The 4668-nt window shown below is 68.7% G+C and carries 6 protein-coding genes and 1 pseudogene; 2 read left to right on the plus strand and 5 right to left on the minus strand.

Annotated elements, in window-relative coordinates; translation table 11 throughout:
* From hrcA to rph, 4 genes are all read right to left on the minus strand, one after another.
* Positions 1 to 950: heat-inducible transcriptional repressor HrcA (gene hrcA / locus VF649_RS14825; protein WP_331012730.1), on the minus strand; the 950-nt coding region annotated here is incomplete at its 3' end.
* Positions 951 to 989: 39 nt separating this feature from the next.
* Complete coding sequence (hemW, locus tag VF649_RS14830) at positions 990 to 2165, minus strand: radical SAM family heme chaperone HemW (RefSeq protein ID WP_331012731.1); 1176 nt, start codon at positions 2163 to 2165, stop codon at positions 990 to 992.
* A gap of 73 nt (positions 2166 to 2238) precedes the next feature.
* Positions 2239 to 2868 carry an RdgB/HAM1 family non-canonical purine NTP pyrophosphatase gene (gene rdgB / locus VF649_RS14835; protein WP_331012735.1) on the minus strand — a complete coding sequence of 210 codons (630 nt, stop codon included), beginning with the start codon at positions 2866 to 2868 and terminating at the stop codon, positions 2239 to 2241.
* A 5-nt stretch (positions 2869 to 2873) separates the two neighbouring features.
* Positions 2874 to 3590 carry a ribonuclease PH gene (gene rph, locus VF649_RS14840; protein WP_331012732.1) on the minus strand — a complete coding sequence of 239 codons (717 nt, stop codon included), beginning with the start codon at positions 3588 to 3590 and terminating at the stop codon, positions 2874 to 2876.
* 98 nt (positions 3591 to 3688) lie between these two features.
* On the opposite strand from rph, the gene VF649_RS14845 reads away from it, so the two are divergent.
* Together VF649_RS14845 and VF649_RS14850 are read left to right on the plus strand one after the other, a co-directional pair.
* Positions 3689 to 3880: a hypothetical protein gene (locus VF649_RS14845; RefSeq protein WP_331012733.1), complete on the plus strand. Its 192-nt coding sequence runs from the start codon at positions 3689 to 3691 to the stop codon at positions 3878 to 3880.
* A gap of 51 nt (positions 3881 to 3931) precedes the next feature.
* A pseudogene (locus VF649_RS14850) lies at positions 3932 to 4057 on the plus strand (IS30 family transposase); the annotation flags it as partial.
* 289 nt (positions 4058 to 4346) lie between these two features.
* Here VF649_RS14850 and VF649_RS14855 read toward each other — a convergent pair.
* Positions 4347 to 4668: DUF815 domain-containing protein (locus VF649_RS14855; protein ID WP_331012734.1), on the minus strand; the 322-nt coding region annotated here is incomplete at its 5' end.

A 4668-nucleotide genomic window follows, 5' to 3' on the forward strand; every position in this document is an offset into this window, starting at 1 on the left:
ACCCCGACCACGTTGCCTTCGCCGTCCCGATAGGGCGCGGCGATAACCGACGAGCCGGACAAAGCGAACAGCTTGTTCTCCGATCCGATGAAGATCTTCATCCCCTGCCCGCCGCGCGCCATGTCGAGCAGCCGGGCGATCTCTTCCTTGCCCTCGATCTCGTCCAGCAATTGCCGCACCCGTTCCAGGTCCGCCGCCGCGGTCGCATCGATCAGGTTCGCGGCCCCGCGCACGATCAGCACCGGCCGCGCCGCGCCGTCCTCGGACCAGATCGCCAGCCCGCGCGCCACCAGGTCGGCCGCGGCGAGATCGAGCGCGGCACGCCCGCGCCCGATCTCGTCCTGCATCCGGTTGCGGGCCTCGCCCAGCGTCAGCCCCGCCAGCCGCGTCGACATGTAATTGCCCGCTTCGGCCAGGGCCGACGGCGGCAGTCCGGGCGGCAGGTCGACCACGCGGTTTTCCACCGTCCCGTCACCACCGACCAGGATCGCGATCGCCTGCACCGCGTTCAGCGGCACGAACGAGAATTGTTTCAGCACCGGCTCGCGCCGCGGCACCAGCACGATGCCCGCACAGGCGGACAGGCCGGACAACGCCGCCGATGTCGCGACCAGCGCCTCCTCGATCGTGCCGCCGCCCCGCGCGCGGCCCTCGATCGCGGCGCGTTCCTCCGCCGACGGTTCCGCCGCCTGCATCATCCCGTCGACGAACAGCCTGAGCCCGGTTTCGGTCGGCATCCGCCCGGCGGAGGTATGCGGCGCCGCCAGCAGCCCGGCTTCCTCCAGATCCTGCATCACGTTGCGGATCGATGCCGGCGACAGGTTGAGCGACGTCAGCTTGGATATCGTGCGCGATCCCACCGGCGCGCCGGTGCCCAGATAGGATTCCACCACCACGCGGAACACTTCCCGTGCGCGGGCAGACAACTCGGTGATGGGCGCTCCGATCATGACGTGCATGTAGGCACAAAAACGCCATCGTCAAAAGGATCAGGTCACCACCAGATCGGCCAGGATCGCATTCAGCAGCAGCATGCCCGCCGGCGTCACCCGCACCCGCGTCCCCGCCTGCTCGACGAACCCCAATTCCTCCAGCCGCGCCGCGGCCCGCAGGTCGATCAACGCGTCCACTCCGGTCTTCGCCGCCAGCCGCGCCAGATCGACGCCTTCGTCCAGCCGCAATCCCATCAGCAACGCCTCGGTCGCGCGCGCGCGCGGGCTCAGCGGCTCCGCCACCTGGATGCCGTGCCCGCCGGCCGCCACGCGCTTCAGCCAATTTTCCGGTTTCCTGTGCCGCACCGTCGCCTGCCCCAGCCGGCGGCCATGCGCGCCGGGCCCGATGCCCAGATAATCCTGGTAGCGCCAATAAGCGAGATTGTGGCGGCTCTGCTCGCCCGCGCGCGCATGGTTCGACACCTCATAGGCCGGAATGCCCGCCGCCGCGGTCGCCGCGCGCGTCGCCTCGAACAGGTCGGCCGCGCGGTCCGGATCCAGCTCGGTCAGCACGCCCTTGGCCGCATCGGTCGCAAAGCGCGTGCCGTCCTCGATGGTCAGCTGGTACAGCGACAAATGCCCCGTGCCCAGCGCCAGCGCGCGCGCCAGTTCGCGCTGCCAGTCCTCCGGCGACTGGTCGGGCCGCGCATAGATCAGGTCGAAACTTACCCGCGCGAACACCCGCTGCGCCACGTCCAGCGCCGCCAGCCCTTCGCCCACATCATGCGCCCGCCCCAGGAACCGCAGCGCCGCATCGTCCAGCGCCTGCAACCCCAGCGATACCCGGTTGACCCCCGCCGCCGCCAGATCGGTAAACCGCGCCGCCTCCACCGACGACGGATTGGCCTCCAGCGTGATCTCGATGCCCTCGGCGAACCCCCAATGCCGCTCCGCCGCCGCCAGCAACGCCGCCACCGTTTCCGGCGGCATCAGCGACGGCGTCCCGCCTCCGAAGAAGATCGACCGCAACCGCCGTCCCGGCGTCAGCGCCGCCTCATGCGCCATATCCGCCAGCAACGCCGCCCGCCACGCCGCCTGATCCACCGCATCGCGGACATGACTGTTGAAATCGCAATAGGGACATTTGGACACGCAGAACGGCCAGTGAATATAGAGCGCAAGCTCCCCCTCCGGGCGCTTTTGCAGCGTCTCGACCTCCATCTCAAACGTCATCCCGGCGCCCCTGAACGTCACGCACGGCACCGAGATCGCGCGGCAACATGAGCGGCAGGTATCCCGGCAACCTTCAAAAAACCGCCGCGGTCAGCTTCGCGAACGCATCCGCCCGGTGGCTCACCCGGTGCTTCACGTCCGGATCGATCTCACCATATGTCTGCGTCGCCCCCAACGGCACGAACATCGCATCATAACCGAAGCCATTGTCCCCCCGCGGCGGCCATGCCAGCGTCCCGTCGACCCGGCCCTCGAACGTCTCGATATGCCCGTCCGGCCAGCACAGCGACAGCGCGCACACGAAATGCGCGTCGCGCCCCGCTTCCGGCCCGACCTTGCGGATCGCATCCTCGACCGCCTGCATCGCGACGCCGAAATCCTTCGACGGCCCCGCCCAGCGCGCGGAGAAGATCCCCGGATCGCCGCCCAACGCCTCCACGCACAGCCCGCTGTCGTCCGCCAGCGCCGGCAAGCCCGACAGATCGGCCGCCGCCCGCGCCTTCAACTCGGCATTGGCGGCAAAGGTCGTGCCCGTCTCCTCCGGCTCGGGCAGGTCGAGCGCGCCCGCCGACACCGTCTCGATGCCATAAGGCGCCAGCAACGCACCGATCTCGCGCACCTTGCCCTGATTGTGGCTGGCGATCACCAGCCGCCCCGGGCCCAGCTTGCGGTGCGGCACCGCCGGCGGCGCATCGTCGGACAGCGCGATCACCGCCCGGTGGCCCGCCGCTGCGCCGCGAAGATCTCGCCGCACCCGATCCGCGCCAGCCGCAGCAGCCGCAGCAATTCCTCCTCGTCGAACGTCGCGCCTTCCGCGGTCGCCTGCACCTCGGCGATCTTGCCGTCGCCGATCAGCACGAAATTGGCATCGGCATGCGCGTTCGAATCCTCGATATAATCCAGGTCCAGCACCGGCGTGCCCTCATGAATGCCCGCGGAAATCGCCGCCACCTGCGCCCGGATCGGATCGCTCGCCAGCTTCCCGTCCGCCAGCAGCCTGTCGACCGCCAGCCGCAATGCGACCCACGCGCCGGAAATCGCCGCCGTCCGCGTGCCGCCATCGGCCTGCAACACGTCGCAATCCAGCGTGAACTGCCGCTCGCCCAGCAATTCCATGTCGACCACGCTGCGCAGGCTCCGCCCGATCAGCCGCTGGATCTCCTGCGTGCGGCCGGATTGCTTGCCCTTCGCCGCCTCGCGGTTGCCGCGGGTGTGCGTCGCGCGCGGCAACATGCCATATTCCGCCGTCACCCAGCCCTTGCCCTTGCCGCGCAGCCACGGCGGCAGCTTCTCTTCCAGGCTGGCGGTCACCAGCACGCGGGTATCGCCGAACGACACCAGGCACGATCCTTCCGCATGCGCGGAAAATCCGGTCTCCATGGTGATCGCCCGCATCTGGTCTGGGGCGCGGCCGGATGGGCGCATGTCTCTTGTCCTCGCTCTGTGTGCGGGCGATGTAGCGGGGGGACGGCCAGCCCGCCAGCCCCCGCACGCCCGCCTGTCCCCCCAAAGGAGCCCCCACCATGAAGACCATCCTGATGATCCTCGCCGTCGCCGCGCTGCTGGTCGGCGCCTTGTGGACCGGCCAGGGCCTCGGCCTGATCCACTGGCCCGCGTCCAGCTTCATGCTCGACCAGCGCCCCTGGGCCGCCCGCGGCGCGCTGATGATGGGCGTGGGCGCGGTGCTGCTCTGGATGGCACGACGGAGGGGGTGAGGGGCCACCGCCCTTGGGGCCTGCTAGACGTGCGCCGGGTGGTAAGTCCCACTGTCGACCTTCAACCAGGCTCAGCTCAGCATCATCGCCAGACAGCTCAACGAGAGGCCGAGAAAAACCTTGATGTACCAAACCCCAGCTGAAATGTTCGCCGAAGCCGTTGCGATGACCGCTTGAACCCACCGTGGAAAGCGGTCGTTCCGTAGACCTACACGGAGCCGAACACGTCTCCAACAAAGCCGGCCAATCCGAGCACGGCGACAGTAGCAGTGGCAGGAAGCAGCCACGCCCAAACCCATGCGTAACGTCGCATATTGCCCTTGGACGCTCGCCTATGGGCAAACGCGAATGCCGGCGACCATAGGACGAGCGCCGGTAGAAAAAAGAGCAGCAGGAGCCAGAAAACAAACACGCGCCGGTGCTGCCATTAGATTGGAATGTCCGCAACTGGGCGAAATCACGCCCATCAAACCGCCCGCCCCGCACGCCCCGCCAGTTCCACCACATATTGCCACGCCACCCGTCCCGATCGGCCGCCGCGGGTGGTGGCCCATCCGATCGCGTCATGGGGCTCGAAGACCAGCCCGAACCGCGCGGCATAGCCGGCGACCATCGCCAGATAGGCGTCCTGGTCGGCGACATGGAACCCCAGGCTCAGCCCGAACCGGTCGGCCAGTGCCAGCCGGTCGTCCGCCACGTCGCGCGCCGAAATCGCACCGTCCTGTTCGGCGATGTCGCGCGGCACGATATGGCGGCGGTTGGCGGTCACATAGAGCCGGACATTGCCC

Source organism: Sphingomonas sp., from assembly GCF_036387535.1.
Lineage (GTDB): Bacteria > Pseudomonadota > Alphaproteobacteria > Sphingomonadales > Sphingomonadaceae > Sphingomonas_R.

Bases quoted from the DNA above. Each gene is read 5' to 3' on its own strand.
- hemW (WP_331012731.1), bottom strand. From the start codon at position 2,165: ATGACGTTTGAGATGGAGGTCGAGACGCTGCAAAAGCGCCCGGAGGGG.
- rph (WP_331012732.1), bottom strand. From the start codon at position 3,590: ATGCGCCCATCCGGCCGCGCCCCAGACCAGATGCGGGCGATCACCATG.
- VF649_RS14845 (WP_331012733.1), top strand. From the start codon at position 3,689: ATGAAGACCATCCTGATGATCCTCGCCGTCGCCGCGCTGCTGGTCGGC.